Below are 18,243 nucleotides of genomic sequence, written 5' to 3' on the forward strand. Positions count from 1 at the left end.
GATGTTGCTCATGGCTCGGAGTGACCAATAATCCTTCCAGCCGATTCTCGCCCCGATACCACTAACCTGAATGGAACGCACGACCATGGCCGAACCGATGCAGGAACGCCCCGATCCCTATCTCTGGCTCGAGGACGTGGAAGGCGAGGAGGCGCTCGCCTGGGTGCGGGCGCATAATGAGATCACGAGGGCTGCCCTGTGCGATGCGGCTTTCGATGCCGACAAGCAGGCGCTCTACGAGATTTCGACCCGGCCGGACAACATCCCTTTCATCACCAGAAGGCGTGGCCAACTCTACAATTTCTGGCAGGATGCCGGCCACGTGCGCGGCCTGTGGCGGCGCACCTCGATGGACGATTACCGCAAGGCGGAACCGTCCTGGGAGACGATCCTCGACATCGATGCCTTGGCGCGCGCCGAGGGCGAAGACTGGGTCTGGAAGGGATGCGGCACGCTCCAGCCGGAGCAGCGCTACGGTTTGATCAGCCTGTCGCGAGGCGGCGCCGATGCCGTCGAGCTGCGGGAGTTCGATCTTGTCGAGAAGCGGTTCGTAGAGGACGGCTTTGCCCTTCCGGAGGCCAAGGGCGGCGCCACATGGCTCGACAGGGATCAGCTCCTGGTTTCCACGACACTCGGCGAGAATGCGGCGACCGCCTCCGGCTATCCGCGCACCGTCCGGCTTTGGCAGCGCGGCTCGAATTTCCAGCAGGCGCCGGTGCTCTTCCAGGGCGAGTTCAACGATATCTACATCTCGGCCTCGGTCGATCTGGAGCCGGGCTACGAGCGGGTCTTCTACCGGCGGCAGATCACGTTCGAGGAAGGTATCAGCTATCTCGCGCAGGAGCAGGGCGATACCCTGCTCATCGATCTCCCCCTCGATGCCAGCTTCGATGTGGAGAAGGACTGGCTGGTCGTGAAGCTGAAGAGCGATTGGGCTCTGCCGGAGCGCACCTATCCGGCCGATGCGCTGCTCGCGATCAGCTTCTCCCGCTTCATGGCGGGAGACCGAAGCTTCGAGATGCTGTTCGAACCAGGCCCCCGGCGCGTTCTCTCCGGCTTCTGGTGGACGAAGTCCCGGCTGGTTCTCACCGTACTGGACAATCTCGCGAGCCAGATCTGGCTCGGCACGCCGGGCGCGCCCTGGCATCTGGAGCGCCTGCAAGGGCTGCCGGATGCCGCGTCGGTGCATGCCATGGCGCTCGATGCAGGGCAGCTCGAACGCACGGATGAATTCCTGCTCTCCATCTCAAGCTTCATCGAGCCGACGAAACTGGCGCTCGTCACCGAAGACAAACAGGTCGAGGTGCTCAAGGAAGCGCCTGCGGCTTTCGATGCGTCCGGCCTGGAGGTCACCCGCCACGAAGCGGTTTCGGTCGACGGAGAGCGCATTCCCTATTACCAGATCGGCCCGAAGGATCGGCAAGGCCCGCGCCCGACGGTGCTTTACGGCTATGGCGGTTTCTCGGTGTCCCTAACACCGGGCTATCTCGGCGGCATCGGCAAGACGTGGCTGGAACGCGGCAATGTCTGGGTCGTCGCCAATATTCGCGGCGGCGGCGAGTTCGGGGCCGCGTGGCACAAGGCCGGCATGCGGGAAGGCAAGCGCCTGTCCCATGACGACTTCGCGGCAATCGCCCAGGATCTGGCGAAGCGCGGCATCACCACGGATAAACAGCTGGCGGCCTATGGCGGATCGAACGGGGGCCTGCTCGTCGGCAACATGCTCACCCGCTATCCGGAGCTTTTCGGCGCCATCTGGTGCACGGTTCCGCTCCTCGACATGCGCCGCTACACACGGCTCCTGGCGGGACCCAGCTGGGTGGCGGAATATGGCGATCCGGATCGGCCGGAGGATTGGGCCTATATGGCTGGCTTTTCGGCCTACCAGAATCTCGAAGAAGGACAGTCCTATCCGCCCGTCCTGCTCGTCACCTCACGGCGGGATGACCGGGTCCATCCGGGTCACGCGCGCAAGATGGCAGCCAAGCTAGAGGCCATGAACCAGCCAGTCTTCTTCTACGAGCCCGATGACGGCGGACACGGGGCTGCCAACAAGGAGCAGGCTGCCTTTCTCTCGGCCCTGGGACTTTCCTTTCTCAGGAAAACTCTCCGCAGCTAAGCTTTCTCGGGGGATAACTTGTTACAGGCGACGACCGTTTGTAGCCGTCGCTCCCTTGATATTGCACTCTGCCATCATCATATGGCAGAGAAGGAAAGGTTTAGCGGATCAAGGCTTTAAGGCTGATCCTTCCTGTCTCGACCCGGCCTTGACGGATCGATCGACATCCCTGAGAGCAATCCCCGAAAACATCTGTGCCTTCCGTGAGTTGATTTCTGGCTCGTGTCGAAGCGGCGGGCGCACCCATGAACGAGGCCGGAGCGGCGACAGGCGCGCTTCGCCATGCGGAAACGTGAATGCCCAAGAAGTCAAAGAACCTTGTCAGCCTCAACCATCTGCCGGGCATCCTCCTGGCCAGCGAGGCCGAGTGCGAGCGCTGGATCGAGGCCGGTCTCCTTCCCGTGGCCGAGCGCCGGACGTTCCAGAAGCGTGGGCGCACCTTCGAGGCTCCCATGTTCGATCCAGAGGTGATCGCGCAGCTGGCCGGAGAGGTCCCGGCATGGCGGGAACAGGGCGGCGAGACATTGAAGAGCAGCTCTCGCACCTCCCGAAGCGGCGGCGACCAGCAGCCTGTGGACGATGCCGCTCATCGGCGTCGGCAGAGCATCCTTGCGCCAGTTCGGCGGAACACGGGCCTTTATATCGCCGAGGATATCCGCAGGGTCGAACGCGGCCCATGGAAGCCGGAGCGTGTCTTTGCGGGCTACCGGGCCGTGTTCAGCAAGCCGATGCAGATCCTGCCGGACACGGCACCCATCGATATCGTCATCGAGTATGCTTTTGCCGAGCCTCTGGAGGTGGCGGCAGTGGTGCTTGCGCCGGCGCGCGTGGAGCGTGCCGAGCTTGCGGCGGCGTCGGATGCTCTCGAAGCCAGGATCATCGCGCTGAGGGACGCGGTCTTCGAGGCCTGCGAGCAGGAGCTGGCGAGCTGGCGCGACGAGCTCGAGACCTATCTCGACGCCTACGTAGACGCCGGCGAGCGTCAGGCGATCCTCGGCGGCATCCAGGCGGCCATCGAGAAGCTCGACCGCATCCAGGCTTCGGACAAGGGTGGGCCGGCCGGGGTGGGGCGCAGACTGCGCCAGAAGCTCGACGATTACCGCTCCAAGGCGGCCGCCAGAAGGCTCCGGCACCTGCGCGAAGCGCAAATCCGCGAAGCTTCGGGCTACGAGCGCTATGCAGCCATCTTCCCTGTCGCCCGTTCTCTCAATCGCCGCTTCCTCTTCCTCGCCGGCCCGACCAATTCCGGCAAGACCCATGAGGCACTCAGGCTGGCCGGTGAGGCTGAAACCGCCGAGATACTGTCGCCGCTGCGGCTCCTCGCGCTCGAGCATTATGAACGCCTGAGCGGGGAGGGTTTCGCGGCCGGCATGATCACGGGCGAGGAGCGGGTTTTGCCGGAAGGCACGACCCATATCGCCCGGACGATCGAGACGCTGGATCTGCACCGGGTCGTTGATGTCTGCGTGATCGACGAGGTTCAGATGCTGGGCGATCCGAGCCGCGGCTGGGCCTGGACCCAGGCCATGATCGGGGCGCCTGCGAGGCTCGTGGTGCTGACCGGCGCGCCGGAGGCGATTCCCCTCGTTGAGCATCTCCTCGCCATGACCGGCGAGCCGCTGGAGGTGAAGATCCTCAAGCGCAAGGGCAAGCTGCGCGTAGAAGGTGTCCCGGCCAATCTCAACAGGCTCACGCGCGGCGACGCAGTCGTGGCCTTCACCCGCCGCGCCGTGCACGACCTGCGCACGCGCCTCGTTGCTGCGGGGCGTACCGTGGCGACCGTGTACGGGGCGCTCGGACCTGAAGTCCGCCGGGCGGAGGCCGCGCGATTCCGCAACGGCGAGGCGGAAATTCTCGTGGCGACCGATGCCATCGGCATGGGTTTGAATATCGGGCCGCTCAAGAGGGTTGTGTTTTCGACCCTGCGCAAGTTCGATGGCGTGCGCGAGCGTCAGCTGTCAGCGATGGAGATCAAGCAGATCGCCGGCCGGGCAGGGCGTTTCGGCCACCATGACGAAGGGCTCGTGACCGCATTGCCGGATGCAGGCGCATACGCGCAGATCGAGACCATCGTTCGCAATGCATTGAACGGCGATGCCGCGAAACTGCGGGGCAAGGCTTACGTCCGTCCGAACCAGGAGACGGTGCTGTCGGCGAGCGAGGTGCTGCAGACGGACCGCCTCGGCCGGGTGCTGCGCCACCTGTACGACACGCTCGTCGCCGGTCATCCGGATCTGCGCATGGCCGACATGGACGAGATGATCGAACTGGCGACGCTCCTCGACACGGTGGACATGCCGATCCTCGACCGCCTGTCCTACGCCATGGCGCCGGTCGATGGGCGTGAGCAGCTGGCCGTCGAACTGCTTCTCGACTGGGCGCGTCAGCATGCGCGCGACGGGCGGGTCCAGGCTCCGGATTTCGGCTTGAATACGGATCTTCTGAAGCTCGAGGCGCGGGTGAAGATCGCGACCAGCTGGCTCTGGCTGGCCCAGCGCTATCCGGCTGTCTTCGAGGACGTGGAGGCAGTGGTCGACCTGCGTGCAAGCCTCAATGCGAAGATCGAAGAGAAGCTTGTTGCGACCTCCGTATCCCACCGGCGCAAGCCGGACGAGAAGGCCCGGCGCGACAGGGGCAAGAAGCCGCATAAACAGCGCAAGAGCCGACGCGGCTGGGCTGAAACAGATGTCACTGACGCGGAGCCCTCTCGCGTGAGAAGGCGGTAGGGCTCAGATCGAAAGCTCCTGCTCCACGAGCGCAACCCAGAAAGCAATTCCGGTCGGAAGCGCGTCGTCGTTGAAGTCGTATGCGGTGTTGTGGTGCAGCGCTCCATCGACGGCAGGGCCGTTCCCGAGCCAGACATAGGCGCCGGGCGCGGCCTCTCCGAAGAAGGCGAAATCGTCGCCGGCCGTCGAGGGCTCGAAATTCGTCACCACCTTGGAGCCGCACACGGCCTGTGCCGCCTTGAGCGCGCGCGCCGTTGCATCCACGTGATTGACGACCGGCGGAATGCGGCGGCGGAACTCGTATGTGACCTCGATTCCGAACATCGCCGCGACGCCCCGCGCCAGCCGCTCGATCTCCGCTTCGAGCTGGTCGCGCACCTGCGCGGAATAGGCCCGTGCCGTTCCGCCGATCTCCACGACGTCGGGAATGACGTTGAGGGCCCGCGGATCGCCGGCCTGGACCGAGCAGGCGCTCACGACGGCAGGCTGCAACGGATTGACGACCCGTCCCACGATCGTTTGTAGGGCGGAGAGGAAATGTCCGCTCGCCGTGATCGGGTCCTTGCCGAGATGCGGCTTGGCCCCGTGGGTGCCGACACCCTTGAACGTCACGAACCATGTATCGGACGAAGCAAGCTGCGGCCCGACTGTGACGGCCATCTCGTCGATGGCAAGGCCCGGCATGTTGTGGAGGCCGTAGACAGCATCGCAGGGAAAGAGGTCGAAAAGTCCGTCCTCGACCATCTTCTTCGCGCCCCCGCGACCTTCCTCCGCCGGCTGGAAGATGAAATGCACCGTGCCTGAAAAATTGCGGGTGCGTGCCAGGTGACGGGCTGCCCCGAGCAGCAGGGTCGTATGGCCGTCATGACCGCAGGCATGCATCTTCCCGGCGAATTTGGACTTGTAGGGACGCTCCGCCTGCTCGGGCATGGCGAGCGCGTCCATGTCGGCGCGAAGGCCGATGGTCCGCGTGCCGTTACCGACTTGAAGGGTGCCGACGACGCCCGTCTTCCCCAATCCCCGATGCACGCTCATGCCGGCTTCTGACAGAAGCGAGGCGACGATCCCGCTCGTGCGCTCCTCCTCGAAGCCCAGCTCCGGATGGGCATGCAGGTCTTGGCGGAGACTGCGCAGGAATGGTAGGTCCGCCTGGATAAGGTCCGGAAGAGGCATCGTGCTGGCATCCTGATCTGGTCGGTAAAGTGTGCTCGATAGCGCGGCGGCGGCCGGGTCACAATCGTTCAGGACGGTCAAATTGAAAGACATGAGCCATGCAGCCCCATGATTTCTGGCAGGAGATCCATCCGCCTCACACCTTCGAGCGGCTGCCGGACGGAGGGCATCGCGGATTCTTTCCCGCCGAGTTCGAGGATGGACGCCAGCTGCGCCTTCCCATCCGCGAACTGGCCGATGGGAAGCATGCCCTGGCATCCCTCATCATCAACCAGGCCGGCTTTGCCGTCGAGGAAGCCCTGTGCGCCAGCCTTGCCGAAAAGGTCAGCGCCTTCGAGCCCGAGGTGGTGATCGGGTTGCCGACCCTCGGCCTCACCCTGGCGCGCGGCACGGCGAAGAAACTGGGACACAGCCGCTACGTACCGTTCGGGACATCGCGCAAATTCTGGTACCGGGAGGAGCTTTCCGTTCCGATGAGTTCCATCACCAGCCCCGAGCAGATGAAGCGTCTGTATCTCGACCCGCGCATGCTGCCGCTGATCGAGAACCGGCGGGTGCTGCTCATGGACGATGTGATCAGCAGCGGGCGTTCGATCGTTGCTGCCCTGGAACTGTTGGATTCCTGCGGGATCAGGCCTGTCGCCATCGGCGCGGCGATGCTGCAGACGAGCGCCTGGAAGGAGCCGGTCTCAGCCATCTATTCCCATTCACCTGACCGTGTGGTGGGAGTGCTTCGAACGCCCCGGCTCAAGCGGGCACTGGCAGGTGGGTGGATTCCCGAATGACCATCTTCATTTTGCGAATATTTTGAGCAGAAAGTCGATAAGGTGGGCAGACACCTCGGCCGGCGGGGCTTCCCCGTGCCCATGGTTGTGTTAATGCGTGGTGCCAGTAGGGCAGTGATTGCCCCGTAAAGGGCATCGGCATGCGTATCCTCGGCTGTGAAACAATGGAACCCAGGAGATTCTGAGATGGTAGGGCGTTGGCGCAAACCGATCGCGGGCATGGCATTGGCTCTGGCGGCATTGTCCGCGGCTCCGGCCATGGCGCAGAACAAGACCCTTACGATCTCCTGGTGGGGCTTCAACGGCGACAAGCTCGAAGAAATCATTCTCAAGCCGTTTCGCGCCCAATGCGGCTGCGACCTGGTCTTCGAGACGGGCAACAATGCCGATCGCCTGAACAAGATCAAGATCCGCGGCGGCGGCGGCGTCGATGTTGTGTATCTCACGGACAGCTATTCGCAGCTCGGGATCCAGGAGGGCCTGTTCCAGCCGGTCGATCGCGCGAAGGTCCCCAACATCAACGGCATCTACGACCTCGCCAAGGATCCACAGGGCAAGTTCGGCCCGGCCTACACCATCGGACGCGTCGGCATCATCTATGACAGCGCCAAGGTGTCGGCGCCGATCACCTCTTGGAACGATCTTTGGCGCGACGATCTCAAGCGCCGCGTCTCCCTGCCCGGCATCACCACGACTGCCGGTCCGATGACGGTTCTGGTCGCTGCCAGCAAGGCCGGCGTCGATCCCTACAAGGACGAGAGCGCGGCCTTCAAGGCTCTCGAACAGCTGAAGCCCAATGTGGTGAAGAACTACAACACCGGCTCGGAACTCGTGAACCTGTTCTCGACCGGAGAGGTCTCCGTCGCCATGGCGCAGGACTTCACGCTTGCGCAGATCCAGGCGGCCGTCCCGACGGTACGCTGGGCCGAGCTGAAGGAGGGCGACTACGCTACCCTCAACACGGTGAACATCGCCAAGGGTGCGGCGAACCCGGAGCTGGCGCACCAGTTCATCAACTTCATCCTCGACCCCAAGATCCAGCAGACGCTGGCCGAGCGGGGCGTTGATGCTCCTGTCGCCACGGCCGTGCAGCTGACGCCCGAACAGGCCTCCCGCTGGACCTATGGCCCGAAGATGATTTCCTCGCTCAAGCGTCTCGATTACGAGAAGCTGAACGCGGCCAAGAGCGACTGGCTCGATGCCTGGAGCGAGGTCTTCGGGAAGTAACCCTGCCATCATGACATCAAGACATTTCTGGCGCCGGAAGGGCGCAACCGGGTGGGCGCTGACCGCGCCCGCCACGCTCGCCGTGATCGGGTTCCTAATCGTGCCCATCGGGGCCGTGATCGCCGGAACCTTCATGGATCCGCGTGGGGTCTTTGCTCCCTACATTTCCTATTTCAACAGCGGCTTCCGCACGACCGTCCTTTTCCGGACGCTGCAGATATCGGCCCTGACGACGATCATCTCCCTGATCTTCGGATTCATGACGGCCTATGTGGTGTCGCGAGCGCCGGGCAAGCTGAAGAGCCTGCTGATCGTGGCGGCGGTCTTTCCGCTCCTCACCGGGGTCGTGGTCCGCGCCTTCGCGTGGCTCATCATCCTGGGCCGCAACGGCATCCTGAATCAGACCCTGCTGGCGCTCGGCATCGTCAACGAGCCGCTCGAGATGCTCTATACGCAAGGCGCGGTCATCGTCGGCATGGTCTATCTCTTCGTGCCGCTCATGGTCCTGTCCCTGGTCGGCGTCCTGGAGAACATCCCCAAGGACGTGCTGCAGGCCTCCTCGTCCCTTGGCGCCTCGCCCGTGGCGACCTTCTGGCAGGTGCTGCTGCCGCTTGCCGTGCCGGGGCTCATCGTCGGCGCCGTGCTGGTCTTCACCGGCAGCTTCACGGCCTACGCCACCCCGCAGCTTCTGGGCGGAGAACGCCAGACCGTCCTCGCGACGTTGCTGCAGCAGCGCGCCATGGTGTCCTTCGACTGGGTCGGCGCCTCGACCATCGCGGCGATCATGACGGTGATCACCATCACCATCGTTCTCGCGATGAGCCACATCGCCCGCCGCATCAACCCCATGGCCACGTGATGTCCGACAGACCTCATCCCATCCTCATCGTCGTGGCGGCACTGGTCTATCTCTTCCTGATGGTGCCGCTCGTCATCGTGGTCGGCGCGGCGCTCAGCGACACGACCTACCTGACCTTCCCGCCGCAGGGCCTTTCCCTGCGCTGGTTCTACAACATCTTCGAGATCAGCGCCTTCCGGCGGACCATCGTCACCAGCCTGCAGATCGCCTGTCTGGGCACGATGATCGCGCTCCTGATCGGCATTCCGGCCGCTTATGCGCTCAACCGGTTTCGGGTCGAGCTGCCGAAATGGCTCGGCACCCTGTTCGTGCTGCCGATCCTCGTGCCCGAGATCGTGTTCGGCTTTGCTCTGCTGAAGTCGTTCACGGTCGGCACGGGAGCGCCGATCTTCCTCGTGCTCCTCATCGGACATACGCTGATCGTTCTGCCCTATGTGGTGCGGGTGATCAGCGCAAGCCTCGCGTCGTTCGACTTTTCCATCGAGGAGGCGGCGATCAGTCTGGGCAGCGCACCCGTGAAGACCTTCTTCACCATCGTCCTGCCGAATGTCAGGGGAGGGGTGATTGCGGCATTCATTCTCGCCTTCATCACGTCGCTCAACGACGTGTCGGTGTCGCTCTTCCTGACCGGGCCGGGCATCAGCACCCTGCCGATCCAGATCCTGGCGCATGTGGAGCAGTTCTTTGATCCGACCGTCGCATCCGTCTCCGTCCTTCTGATGTTCCTCACCGTGGCCGTGATGGCCATCGTCGAGCGGACACTCGGCCTCACCTTTCTTGCGAAGTAGTTTTCCGTGACACAGCCTCTCGATATCAACGCCGTTTCCGCCCATTACGGAACGACCAAGGTTCTCGAAGACCTCTCGCTCTCGGTCCAGGCCGGCGAACTCGTGTCGCTTCTCGGAGCCAGCGGCTGCGGCAAGACCACCACCCTGCGTCTCATCGCCGGGTTCCTCACGCCGACCAGCGGGTCGATTTCCCTGGGCGGACGCGACCTGACGCGGTTGCCGACCCATAAGCGCGACATCGGCCTCGTCTTCCAGAACTACGCGCTGTTCCCGCACCTGTCGGTGCTCGACAATGTCGCCTTCGGCCTGAAGCAGCGGGGCATTGCCTCGGCCGAGCGCCGCAAGCGGGCCCTCACCATGCTGGAGCGCGTCGACCTCGTGGCCCTGGCGGATCGCGCCCCGGGGGCGCTCTCGGGTGGGCAGAAGCAGCGCGTCGCGCTCGCGCGGGCGCTCGTGATCGAGCCGCCGCTGCTGATGTTCGACGAGCCGCTCTCCAATCTCGATGCCAAGCTCAGGGTCGACATGCGCGTAGAGATCCGCCAGTTGCAGCGGGCCAACGGCACCACCTCGGTCTACGTCACGCACGATCAGGAAGAGGCTTTCTCGATCTCCGACCGCGTCGCCATCATGAATGCCGGGCGGCTCATGCAGTTCGACCGGCCGGAGGTTCTTTATCGACGCCCCGCCAACACCTTCGTGGCCCGTTTCGTCGGCTTCGAGAACATCATCCCGTTCAAGACCGTGGCGCGCGACGGCGATGAGGTGACGGCGGAGACCGCAGGGATGCGGCTGCGCCTCTCGCAAATCCTGTTCGGCTCCGTCCCGGACACCTTCCTGCTCGCCACGCGGCCTGACGGTCTGATGGTCTCGACCGATGCGGCCGCCGAGGGACTGCCGGCGCGACTTGGCCTGAGAACCTATCTCGGCCGTGCCTATCAGTATCAGTGCGACACGGCAGCCGGACACCTCATCGCCAATGGCAGCCTCACGAACCCGCTGAAATCAGGCGCCAATGTGAAGCTCGTGCCGGTGCCGGAGCAATGCACCATCCTGGTTTCCGAGGAAGACTGACGATGGTTGCGATCCTCATTCAGAACGCCTGCCTGCTCCCCATCGACGACACCATGAGCGTCATCGATCGGGGCTGGGTGCGTGTCGAGGGCAGCACGATCCAGGCAATCGGCTCCGGAGAGCCGCCGCGGATCGAAGGTGCAGAGGTCATCGACGCCGATGGCGATGTGGTCATGCCCGGCATGGTCAATCCTCATGCCCATCTACCGATGACCTTGTTCCGCGGCCTTGGCGAGGACGTGGACGACCGGTTGTTCCGATACGTGCTGCCCATGGAGCGCAAGTTCGTCTCGCCCGAGATGGTGCGCGTCGGCACGCTTCTCGGGGCTCTCGAATCCATCGAGGCGGGTGTCACCACCATCGCCGACATGTATTACTACGAAACCGAGGTCGGGCGTGTCCTGGATCAGGCGGGTCTGCGCGGCGTGGTCGGCCAGACCCTCGCGACCTTCGATCCGCCGGATCACAAGACCATCGATGATGGTTTCGCCCTCGTCGAGGAACTCGTCGCCGAATTTTCCGGCCATGAGCGGATCGTACCGTCCATCGCGCCGCATGCGCCATACTCGACCGATATCGCCGTCATGGCACGCGTTGCCCGTTGGGCCGAAGCTCATCCGGGCGTTCCGGTGCAGATCCATCTCGCCGAAATGGACAGCGAGATGGAATGGTGCCGCAAGAACCACGGTCTTCGGCCCGTGGCGGTCGTTGAGAAGGCAGGGCTTCTCCTTCCCGGCCTGATCGCGGCGCATTGCCTGCATGTCGATCCGTTCGAGATCGAGCGGATGGCGAAGGCGGATGTGCGGGTCGCCCACAATGCTCGCTCGAACGCCAAGGCTGGTCGCGGCATCGCGCCCATCGAGGCCATGCGCGCCGCCGGCATCAAGGTCGGCATCGCCACAGACGGGCCAATGAGCGGCAACACCCTCGACCTGTTCAGCCAGTTCGGCCCCGTCTCCATGTTCCAGAAGCTGCTCGGCCACAGCCGCAAGCCCATGCCGGCCGCCCAGGTGATCCGCATGGCGACGCTGGAAGGCGCTCAGGTGCTCGGCCTCGACAGCCGCATCGGCTCGCTCGAGCCCGGCAAGCAGGCGGACCTCATCCGCATCGACCTGTCGGCACCGCGCATGCAGCCGGTCTATGACATCTACGCGACGCTCGTGTTCTCCGCGATGCCGGTCGACGTGCAGGACGTGATGGTCGGCGGCCGCTGGATCATGCGGAACCGCCAGGTGGAAAGCCTGGAGCGCAAGAAGATCCTGCGCGAAGCGGGCCAGATCGCGACAGCGTTCAAGGCCGAGATGGCCAGGATCGACGCGGCCGGTTGATGTCTACCAGACGACCGGGTGCGTCTGCCCGGTCGCCACGTTGACGAAGCCCTGCGGAGCGGCCTCGCACGGCGCGACTAGAACCCAGCGCCAGGGTGCGCAGGTGAGGGTGGCGAATTGCAGCCGCTCTGGAAAGCCCGGATACCAGCGCGGCGAGAAGGTCGGCTCGTAGAGCCACTCGATCTTTTCCGCCGCTGCATAGAGCTGCTGCATCTCGGCGTCGAGTTCCGCCCCCGGGCGCTGGGTCATGAGCCCACCGATCTCGTGGCGCACCTCGGCTAGAACCTTGCCGCCGCTGACGAGAACCCATCCGCCGCCGATCTCCGCCACCCGATTGGCGACTAGCGCCATGGCCTCGTCGGACGAGCCGACGATCCAGAGATTGTGCTTGTCGTGAGCGACCGTGCAGCCGACGGCGGTGTCCGGCGTCTTCGGGCCGCAACCGAGCCAGAACATGCGGGAGATGTGTCCCTCGCCCGAGAAACGATCGACGATGGCGAATTTCGTGACGTTTCGGGCGGGATCGCGCTGGACCTCGCCGTTCTCGACGGGCAGGGCCATCGTGATGAAATCGTCGTGCCAGTGGAATGGGCGCAGCAGAGCGGCCTGCATCATGCTCCGACCGGGCTCTGCCGCAATGGCGAAATCCTGGGGCTCGATCCTGCGTTTGATGTTCACGGTCTTCGAAGCCCAATCGGGCCAATCGATGGAAGGCACCGGCCCAAGATAGTCCGCTCCCTTGGACACGGGCTTTCCATCCGCCCAGACCTCGGCAATTGAGAGCGTCGTTACATCGTCGAGCAGCACGACGTCCGCAAAACGTCCCGGAGCGATGCTGCCGACCCAGGGGGTGAGGCGCATGTGGCGGGCCGGGTTGATGGTCACGCATTGAATCGCGATTTCAGGCGCAAGGCCCGACTCGATGGCAAGGCGGACATTGTAGTCCGTCGCACCCATCCGCAGCGTATCCGACGCGCTGCGGTCGTCGGTGGCGAAAGCCACCTGCGACCACTCGGAAAGACCACGCTGCAGAAGGCCCGAGATGATCTCCGGCATCGAATGCGGCCTGATCTCGATGAAGATGCCGTGCCGCAGCTTGTCCCAAACCTCCTCGGCGGTCCAACCTTCGTGATCCGAAGCGAGGCCGGCAGCCGCGAAGGCATTGATGGAATTGAGGTCGCGCAGGCCGGCACCATGTCCCTCCACAACACCGCGCTTCTCGAACGTGGCCTGGATCATGCCCCAGAGCCGTTTGTGCGACGGATTTTCCGGATTCCAGACAGCGGGCCAGTCCATCACCTCGTCGAGGCCTGCGACCATGAGGCTCTGTTTCAGAAAGCCAGCCTGCTCGTCATACCCGTAATATCCGCCGCCCCATTCATAGGCGGTCGGCGGAACGGCCGATCCGGGCAACGGGAAGATTTTCATCGGTGAGCCAAGCCGGCGAGCGGTCAGCCAGAATTCGAGATTGTGAGAGCCATCGACATTCGAGAACTCGTGGCTCGCCTCGCAGGTCCAAGTATTGCCGCGCGGCAGCACGAGAGCGGCTTCGTATTCTGGCGTGACGTGCGAGCTTTCGATATGCTTGTGCACCTCGCCGAACCCGGGAACTGCCGCAAGATCGCTCCTGTCAGTGTGGGCAATCGCCGTTCCTGGATACGTTCCCGCCGGTCCGGTCCAGGCAATGCGCCGGCCGCGGATGGCGATTTCCTGATCGTCCAGCCATGTGCGTGTATGGACGTCCAGAAGGCGTCCGACCCGCAACAGCATATCGGCGGGCCGCTTGCCGAGGGCCACCAAGACGAGATCCTGCCGGATGCGCACCTCGTCCCCGGCATTCACCAGGAGATCGTCGGGAAGCGGGGCAGATTGGGTCACGGTACACCTGTGGCTATGGTCAAATTCGGTCCGGTGTCGGATAAGCAGCCGAACGGACTCACTGCAAGGTTTCTAGCCCCGTCATGCCTCACATAAAACCCCGGCAAATCGTCATCGACACCGATCCCGGCATCGACGACGCCATCGGCATCCTGCTCGCGCTCGCTTCATCCGAATTCTCGATTGCGGGGATCACGACCGTCGCCGGAAACATCGGCATCGACACAACCACCCGCAACGCGGGCCGATTGCTCGCTTTCGCCGGTCGGAATGATATTCCGGTGTTCAAGGGCGCGGCGGCCCCGCTGTCACGGCCGGGGCCTGAGCCGTTGAACCTGCACGGAAAGGAGGGCATCGGCGGGGTCGACCTGCCTGCTCCCGCACGGCAGCCGGAGGGCCGGTCCGCGGTCGAGTGGCTGACGGAATTCCTGCTCAACGAACCGGCCGGCACGATCGACATCTTCGCCCTTGGGCCACTCACGAACATTGCCCGTTTGATCCTCGACAATCCGGAGGCCGCCAAGCGCATCGGCCGGATCATCACCATGGGAGGCGTGATCTACGAGGCCGGCAATGTGGGTCCGCGTTCCGAGTTCAATCTCTGGGCCGATCCGGAGGCGGCCGACGTGGTCGTGTCATCGGGCCTTCCTCTGGTGCTCGTACCGCTGGATGTTACACGCCGGGTCCGCGCCACGCGGGAATTCACCGCGGCGCTTTCGGCTTCCGGGAAGCCTCTCGCCTCGATGGTCGCCGATCTGATCGGGTCATATTTCGAGACATCGACCCATCAGGAGAGCCGTCCGCTTCACGATCCCTGCGTGATGCTGTTCGCGCTGGCACCGGAACTCTTCCGTATGGAGGATCTGCGCCTGAGCGTCAGTACCGGACCTACCGGGGAGGCGGGCGCGTTGATAATCGGCGAGACTGGAGCGCCGGTTCAAGTCGCCACGGGCGTCGACGGGCCGGCCGCTCTCGATCTTCTCGCCAGGACCTTGGCGTCTTCTTGAGGCTGGATCTATCGCTGGAGAACGCGATGCAGAATGAAACGCCCAAACCGGAACTGGACGAGGAAACCATCGCGTTTGCGCAGCGGGTCTTCCAGCATGCGAGGGCAGGGCAGGCACAGGAACTCGGGGACTTGTTGAACATGGGGCTGCCGCCGAACCTGAGGAACGAGAAGGGAGACTCGCTCCTGATGCTCGCGAGCTATCATGGGCATGTTGACGCGGTGCGGGTTCTCCTGTCGCACGGCGCGGACCCGGAGCTTGCCAACGATCGGGGGCAGACGCCCTTGGCGGGCGCCGCCTTCAAAGGCGACATGGCAACCGTTCAGTGCCTCCTGGACGAAGGTGCGGACCCCAACGGTCGCAGCGATGGTGGAAAGACCCCGCTCATGATCGCCGCCATGTTCAACCGGGGCGAAATCGTCGATGCCCTTCTTGCCAGGGGGGCGGATATCGCGGCACAGAATGCGGGCGGCCTCACGGCCGAGATGCTGGCAGGCGCGATGGGAGCCGCCGACACGGCGGAGCGGCTTGCAAGGGCGGCGCGGAATCTCTCGGATCAGGCGAAACCTGAGGGTTTGTGAGCCGTCAGGAGACCATAAACCATCGACCCTGTCGTATAGGCCAGCCAGATGCGAGGAAGACTCAAGGCGAAGACGCGGTTCCTGGATCGCGCATCGAGCAGATAGCGCTGATAACGAGATTGAGTGAGGAGCTTTTTCACCACGCACCGGGTGCAAAGAGTCCACGTGCGCTTCACTTTCGCGCTGAGGTCCGCGATCCCATCGACCTTGAAGCCGGACTTCTGAGCCCAGGCGCGATATTCCGAAACTGTCCCCATCCCGGGCAAGCGGCCTTCGCGGCAGATCGGCTCGAGGAGGAAACGCTCCTCCCATGGCCTCGCCTTTTCCCGCGCAAGCCAAGCATAGACGGCAAGTTTCCCGCCGGGTCGAAGCGTGCGGTAGGCTTCGTTGAAGAAGCGCTGCTTGTCGGGCATGTGCTCGGAACTCTCGATGGCGAACACATGATCGAATGTGCCATCCCGGAACGTATTTGCGAGCCAGTCCTGCCGCGTGAAATGAAGCAGGGGCGAGCGAGCCGCGCGCATCTCCGCCTGTCGGAGCTGCGCGGACGAGAGGGTGATACCGGTGACGTGCACGTCGCAATGCTCGGCAAGCCACTCCGCCGTCGCCCCATAGCCGCAGCCGATGTCGCAAACGTGTTGTCCTGACTTGAGAGCCAACGTTCCGGCCAGATGGGCAATCAGCGCTTCGACCGCCTGATCCGGCGTCTCCTGCCCGGTCGTCCAGAGACCGTGATGGACATGCTCACCCCAGATCTCGCGATAGAAGGGATCGAGTTCGTCGTAATGATCCGCGACGGAAGCGGGCGACTGGATCTCCTTGGAGAGGATCATAGCGCAAGAAGGACGTTGCGCATGGAGGACTCCTGCACGCGGGTCAGCGCCGTGACATGCCGCATGGCGGCAGGCCAGAGCCGTGAGAGATGGAAGATGGCCTGCTGACCGGCCGCGTGTCGCGCGGTGCGATTCAGGGCAGATGCCAGACGGATCGAATGGCGGATGTCGGACCGGACCCGATGGTGGAAGATAGAGGCCGCTCGGCCATGCTCGAGGAAAACCGAAGCTGCAAGGCATCCACTGTGCAGGGCAATCGATATGCCCTCGCCGGTGAAGGATGGAATGACACCGACCTGATCGCCAAGCCGGAACAAGCCTTGCGGTTCGGATCGATCCGGCGCGTGGAGGAAACCGTAGGGGATTTGGAAGATAGACAGCGGGCGCTCGAAAAGGGGCCGGGCGCTTTGCAGGCGCTCCGCCAGAGGCGGGCATTCGTCCATAATTCGAGCGAGGAGGTTGTCCCAGCTCTTCCCGACCTGTTCGAAACGATGCCGGGAAACGACGAGACAGAGATTGGCAATCTCCTGCTCAACCATCTGTAGCCCGGCATAGCCGCCACGGAAGAGAAAGACTTCGACGGCCCCGTCGAGGTCCTGCAGCTTATTCGGCGCCAATCGATAATGTAGTTTGAAGCCGATGAGGTCGTTCATGGCGCCGGCCGATGCACGTTTCCCCCCTCTGACGTCATGCTTGCCGGTTGCCAGGAAGACGATATGGGCCGCGATGGACATGTTCGGTCCCATCGCGATGCTGACCTGTGCCTGATTGGCGGAGATGGATGTCACGGCCTGACCTCTGACGATCCGGGCTCCACGACATTCTGCCTTCTGCAGCAGCGCCTCATCCAGGATCCTGCGGGACAAGCCCCTGGCGACGAAGGGCAGGGCGACTTCGATCGGCCTGTTTCCACGGACGAGGCGCAGGCACGAGATCCGGCTTGCGCCAAGGCTATCGAGGTCGATGCCGAGATAAGCCAGGTAGGTCTGCGCCTCGATGCTCAGGAACTCGCCGCAGACCTTGTCCCGGGCTGCCGCATCGCGTTCGATCACCAGCACGGGTCGGCCGGCGTCTGCGAGGATGCAGGCCGCCGATGCACCGGCAGGTCCGCCGCCGATGACGACAGCTTCCTCCTTGCATCCTCGGCTCATTTCAAATGGCTCACGCAGAGGCGGAAGGATGGATACCAGCGGATGCGGGCTGCTCCGGTAGCGAGGCCGRCCGACGCCAGGATCGTCTCCCAGTCCTTTCGGCGGAAGCTGCGGGCAATCGAGATGGGGCCGTCGTGCCGGACGAAGCGATGCCACCGGGCTGCCCAGGAAAGCGCCCGGAAGAAATGGAACGGGACCGGGTGACGGTAAAGGTCCGCGATGAACCAGCCGCGCGTCGCAACCCGCTCCATCCATCGGACGAAATCGGCAAGCTCGGCATTCGTCATGTGATGCGTCGTCTGCGAGCAGATGATGAAATCGATGGGATGCTCCGGCTTGAAGTCGAAAACGTTGCCGGTTCTGAAATCGATGGAAACACCAGCTGGGGTCGCCGCTCGGGCGATCGGCTCGCTCATGGGGTTGAGATCGACGCCGATGAGGTCGACCGGCCTGTTCCGCCGGCGGCTCCAGTCATGGATCCGCCGCAGCAGGTCTCCGTAGCCGTATCCGACATCGAGGATCGACACGCGTTCACCGGGATCCAGCTGCCGGGTCGCCCGGTCGAGCCACTTCAGAACCGGACCATGGGTCATGGTCACGACATTCACCGTCGCCAGGTCCTTCAGGCAGGCGCGGTAGTCTTCCAGGCTGACGGTCTCGGTGTCCATCCACTCCGTTTCAGGGCTCCGTTCGGCAAAACTCCGGCTCATGGCAGCC

At 63.9% G+C, this 18,243-nt stretch carries 15 protein-coding genes; 10 read left to right on the forward strand and 5 right to left on the reverse strand.

Annotated elements, in window-relative coordinates:
• Window positions 1–85 precede the first annotated feature (85 nt).
• Window positions 86–2,119: a prolyl oligopeptidase family serine peptidase gene (locus AB4097_RS07450; protein ID WP_442038026.1), complete on the forward strand. Its 2,034-nt coding sequence runs from the start codon at window positions 86–88 to the stop codon at window positions 2,117–2,119.
• A 296-nt stretch (window positions 2,120–2,415) separates the two neighbouring features.
• On the forward strand, window positions 2,416–4,845 hold the full coding sequence (locus tag AB4097_RS07455) for a helicase-related protein (protein WP_442038028.1): 2,430 nt from the start codon (window positions 2,416–2,418) through the stop codon (window positions 4,843–4,845).
• Window positions 4,846–4,848: 3 nt separating this feature from the next.
• On the opposite strand, the gene AB4097_RS07460 is transcribed toward AB4097_RS07455, so the two are convergent.
• Window positions 4,849–6,018, reverse strand: coding sequence for a M20 aminoacylase family protein (locus AB4097_RS07460; protein WP_442038030.1), 1,170 nt, complete (start codon window positions 6,016–6,018; stop codon window positions 4,849–4,851).
• 98 nt (window positions 6,019–6,116) lie between these two features.
• On the opposite strand from AB4097_RS07460, the gene AB4097_RS07465 reads away from it, so the two are divergent.
• The 6 genes from AB4097_RS07465 to AB4097_RS07490 all read left to right on the forward strand — a co-directional run bounded on the left by AB4097_RS07465 (window position 6,117) and on the right by AB4097_RS07490 (window position 12,076).
• A complete protein-coding gene (locus tag AB4097_RS07465) occupies window positions 6,117–6,803 on the forward strand; it encodes a phosphoribosyltransferase (RefSeq protein WP_442038032.1) in 687 nt (228 codons plus the stop codon).
• Between the two features lie 186 nt (window positions 6,804–6,989).
• A complete protein-coding gene (locus tag AB4097_RS07470) occupies window positions 6,990–8,030 on the forward strand; it encodes an ABC transporter substrate-binding protein (RefSeq protein WP_442038034.1) in 1,041 nt (346 codons plus the stop codon).
• A 10-nt stretch (window positions 8,031–8,040) separates the two neighbouring features.
• Window positions 8,041–8,889 (forward strand): ABC transporter permease, encoded by an 849-nt coding sequence (locus AB4097_RS07475; RefSeq protein WP_442038036.1) that lies wholly within the window; start codon window positions 8,041–8,043, stop codon window positions 8,887–8,889.
• On the forward strand, window positions 8,886–9,677 hold the full coding sequence (locus AB4097_RS07480; protein WP_442038038.1) for an ABC transporter permease: 792 nt from the start codon (window positions 8,886–8,888) through the stop codon (window positions 9,675–9,677). Before AB4097_RS07475 ends, AB4097_RS07480 begins: the two co-directional genes overlap by 4 nt.
• 6 nt (window positions 9,678–9,683) lie before the next feature.
• Window positions 9,684–10,748, forward strand: a complete 1,065-nt coding sequence (locus AB4097_RS07485; RefSeq protein WP_442038040.1) for an ABC transporter ATP-binding protein — start codon at window positions 9,684–9,686, stop codon at window positions 10,746–10,748.
• Window positions 10,749–10,750: 2 nt separating this feature from the next.
• A complete protein-coding gene (locus AB4097_RS07490; protein WP_442038042.1) occupies window positions 10,751–12,076 on the forward strand; it encodes an amidohydrolase family protein in 1,326 nt (441 codons plus the stop codon).
• Between the two features lie 3 nt (window positions 12,077–12,079).
• Here AB4097_RS07490 and AB4097_RS07495 read toward each other — a convergent pair whose 3' ends face one another.
• A complete protein-coding gene (locus AB4097_RS07495; RefSeq protein ID WP_442038044.1) occupies window positions 12,080–13,954 on the reverse strand; it encodes an adenine deaminase in 1,875 nt (624 codons plus the stop codon).
• An 83-nt stretch (window positions 13,955–14,037) separates the two neighbouring features.
• Between AB4097_RS07495 and AB4097_RS07500 the strand changes: the two genes are divergently transcribed.
• Window positions 14,038–14,961 (forward strand): nucleoside hydrolase, encoded by a 924-nt coding sequence (locus tag AB4097_RS07500; RefSeq protein ID WP_442038046.1) that lies wholly within the window; start codon window positions 14,038–14,040, stop codon window positions 14,959–14,961.
• 26 nt (window positions 14,962–14,987) lie between these two features.
• Window positions 14,988–15,542: an ankyrin repeat domain-containing protein gene (locus AB4097_RS07505; protein WP_442038048.1), complete on the forward strand. Its 555-nt coding sequence runs from the start codon at window positions 14,988–14,990 to the stop codon at window positions 15,540–15,542.
• Here AB4097_RS07505 and AB4097_RS07510 read toward each other — a convergent pair.
• From AB4097_RS07510 to AB4097_RS07520, 3 genes are read right to left on the reverse strand one after another with little or no spacing between them, the layout of a single operon-like run.
• A complete protein-coding gene (locus tag AB4097_RS07510) occupies window positions 15,518–16,375 on the reverse strand; it encodes an SAM-dependent methyltransferase (protein WP_442038050.1) in 858 nt (285 codons plus the stop codon). The two genes, AB4097_RS07505 and AB4097_RS07510, sit on opposite strands and share 25 nt — an antisense overlap.
• Window positions 16,372–17,526 carry an NAD(P)/FAD-dependent oxidoreductase gene (locus AB4097_RS07515; protein ID WP_442038052.1) on the reverse strand — a complete coding sequence of 385 codons (1,155 nt, stop codon included), beginning with the start codon at window positions 17,524–17,526 and terminating at the stop codon, window positions 16,372–16,374. The genes AB4097_RS07510 and AB4097_RS07515 overlap by 4 nt, the downstream gene beginning before the upstream one ends.
• Window positions 17,523–18,236, reverse strand: a complete 714-nt coding sequence (locus tag AB4097_RS07520) for a methyltransferase domain-containing protein (RefSeq protein WP_442038054.1) — start codon at window positions 18,234–18,236, stop codon at window positions 17,523–17,525. Before AB4097_RS07520 ends, AB4097_RS07515 begins: the two co-directional genes overlap by 4 nt.
• Between the last annotated feature and the right edge of the window lie 7 nt (window positions 18,237–18,243).

The organism is Microvirga sp. 2MCAF35 (genome assembly GCF_052115545.1).
Classification (GTDB): Bacteria; Pseudomonadota; Alphaproteobacteria; order Rhizobiales; family Beijerinckiaceae; genus Microvirga.

Excerpts from the sequence above, each read along its gene's own strand:
- AB4097_RS07510 (WP_442038050.1), bottom strand. The coding sequence starts at position 16,375 with ATGATCCTCTCCAAGGAGATCCAGTCGCCCGCTTCCGTCGCGGATCAT.
- AB4097_RS07515 (WP_442038052.1), bottom strand. The coding sequence starts at position 17,526 with ATGAGCCGAGGATGCAAGGAGGAAGCTGTCGTCATCGGCGGCGGACCT.
- AB4097_RS07460 (WP_442038030.1), bottom strand. The coding sequence starts at position 6,018 with ATGCCTCTTCCGGACCTTATCCAGGCGGACCTACCATTCCTGCGCAGT.
- AB4097_RS07465 (WP_442038032.1), top strand. The coding sequence starts at position 6,117 with ATGCAGCCCCATGATTTCTGGCAGGAGATCCATCCGCCTCACACCTTC.
- AB4097_RS07490 (WP_442038042.1), top strand. The coding sequence starts at position 10,751 with ATGGTTGCGATCCTCATTCAGAACGCCTGCCTGCTCCCCATCGACGAC.
- AB4097_RS07500 (WP_442038046.1), top strand. The coding sequence starts at position 14,038 with ATGCCTCACATAAAACCCCGGCAAATCGTCATCGACACCGATCCCGGC.
- AB4097_RS07505 (WP_442038048.1), top strand. The coding sequence starts at position 14,988 with ATGCAGAATGAAACGCCCAAACCGGAACTGGACGAGGAAACCATCGCG.
- AB4097_RS07475 (WP_442038036.1), top strand. The coding sequence starts at position 8,041 with ATGACATCAAGACATTTCTGGCGCCGGAAGGGCGCAACCGGGTGGGCG.
- AB4097_RS07455 (WP_442038028.1), top strand. The coding sequence starts at position 2,416 with ATGCCCAAGAAGTCAAAGAACCTTGTCAGCCTCAACCATCTGCCGGGC.
- AB4097_RS07450 (WP_442038026.1), top strand. The coding sequence starts at position 86 with ATGGCCGAACCGATGCAGGAACGCCCCGATCCCTATCTCTGGCTCGAG.
- AB4097_RS07470 (WP_442038034.1), top strand. The coding sequence starts at position 6,990 with ATGGTAGGGCGTTGGCGCAAACCGATCGCGGGCATGGCATTGGCTCTG.